General features: G+C 36.9%; 3 protein-coding genes. All 3 read left to right on the plus strand.

Features of this window, described 5'->3' with window-relative positions:
* Window positions 1-191: 191 nt before the first annotated feature.
* Window positions 192-662, plus strand: a complete 471-nt coding sequence (locus ENL20_06135; GenBank protein ID HHE38132.1) for a type II secretion system protein — start codon at window positions 192-194, stop codon at window positions 660-662.
* A 456-nt stretch (window positions 663-1118) separates the two neighbouring features.
* Window positions 1119-1559: a type II secretion system protein gene (locus ENL20_06140; GenBank protein HHE38133.1), complete on the plus strand. Its 441-nt coding sequence runs from the start codon at window positions 1119-1121 to the stop codon at window positions 1557-1559.
* A 32-nt stretch (window positions 1560-1591) separates the two neighbouring features.
* A partial coding sequence (locus ENL20_06145; protein HHE38134.1) for a nucleotidyltransferase domain-containing protein occupies window positions 1592-1839 on the plus strand: 248 nt, incomplete at its 3' end.

Genomic DNA, 1839 nt, shown 5'->3' on the forward strand with positions numbered 1-1839 from the left:
TTGCCAAGGCTAATAAAAATAAAGAAAAAGAATGCAGAACTTTATGGAAAGAAGCGCACGAACTAACTTTAATTCTTTCAAAGATTGCCAGAAGTTGCAAAAGATAGATTTTGAAAAATTCTGTCATTAAAAATTGTTTAAAAATTGGAAAAATTTAAAATTAAAAATTAATCAGGAAGGGAGGTGTTAATATGAAAAAATTAAAGAATCTGAAAGGTTTTACATTGATTGAATTGCTGATCGTGATCGCCATTATCGGAATTCTGGCTTCTATCGTGTTGGTGAGTTTGAACAGCGCGAGAAATAAAGCCACGGTTGCCGCTTACAAGTCAACAATTACTAGCTTAGTTCCTGCTGTGACAATGTGTTGCGATGTTTCTACAAATCATCTTTTGGATGTGGAGAGTGAGGATCTTTGTAATCCGGATTTAGCCGATGTTGATTTGCCGACTTCCGATGCTTTAAAAGCTACTAGTGTGAGTTATGATGTTATCAATGACTGTGATGAGACTAATCCGGCAATTAGTGTAACTCCCACAGGACTTCCTATTGATGCTTGCAATGATACTGTTCATGTTACAATGACAGGAATTGTGAATGATAATGATGGTGATACCGTATTTGGTGAAGCAGATGAATCAGGATTTCCTACCGGATGCTAGTATTACTTAATGCATTGAAGATTTTTTTGCTTGCTGTTTTATTTGATTTTTACGAGAAGCGGCAAGCAAGCAAAGTTTTTAATTTTACATACGATGAATTTAAAAAATAAACACCTGTTGTTATTGATTGTCAGTTTAATTTTGCTCGCGGCGACATTATGCGTTCCCGCGCCGGCGCGCGATTCGGAACAAATGAAAGAAATTAGATTTGGTTATCCGTTAGCTTTTGTTTCCCAGAATTTTATTGATTATGACACATTTTCTTTTTTTCCTCGTTATCTAAAGTTTGAGCCTTTTAACAGGTCCGTTGAAAAAGTTTATTGGCTGAATCTGCTTGTTTCATTTTTAAGTATTTTTGCTATTATTGAATTAACCATTTTTATTCTTGAATTTGCAAGCTTTGGGATAAGAAAAAGAATTTACCATAAGCTTAGCAATAAAAAAATAAAAATAAAAATAAAAAAGAGCATGAAAAATAAAGGATTTACGCTCATTGAAGTTTTAATTACCATTGCTATTATTGGTATTTTAGCTTCAGTAACGCTGGTAAGTTTGAACAGGTCAAGAGTGAAAGCAAATACAGCTGTGCTGAAATCCGCGGTTTCAAGCTTACGGCCGGCATTGTCAGTTTGTTGCAGTAAAACAGCTAATACTACCAATGCCGCTGTTAATCCCGCGGCTAACGCTGAAATTTGCAGTACTGCCATAGGATCGTCTTTTCCTGTCGCCGCCGATTTAAAAGCGACCGGCGTAACCTATACTTCCGCTGACTGCGATGGAGCTTCACCTCAGCCTTTCATTGATGTTATGGTAACGGGGCATTCTAATACTAATTGCAACGGGCCGGCTGTTATTAGAGTAACTGAAAACGCGATCATATTTCCCGCCGGCTGTTAATTAATTTTAGGATTATTCATAAGAATTAACTCATGAAAATCAATCGGAAAAAATTAGAAAAGGAAGCGGAAAAACTGGGAATTAAAATGATTGTTCTCTTTGGTTCCCAGGCGGAAGGGAAAGCGCGTCCAGACAGCGACTATGACGTGGCGGTTTTAACGACGCCGGAAAGAAATATTAAAAACAGCATGAAAATCTGCACCGATATTCTTTTTTTTCTTTCAGACGCGCTGGATATTCCGGACCAGAAACTGGATTTGACTAATTTGAATAACGCCAA

This window comes from Candidatus Cloacimonadota bacterium (assembly GCA_011372345.1).
In the GTDB taxonomy this organism is placed as follows: domain Bacteria; phylum Cloacimonadota; class Cloacimonadia; order Cloacimonadales; family TCS61; genus DRTC01.

Coding starts and splice junctions, on each gene's coding strand:
- ENL20_06135 (HHE38132.1), top strand. CDS start 192: ATGAAAAAATTAAAGAATCTGAAAGGTTTTACATTGATTGAATTGCTG.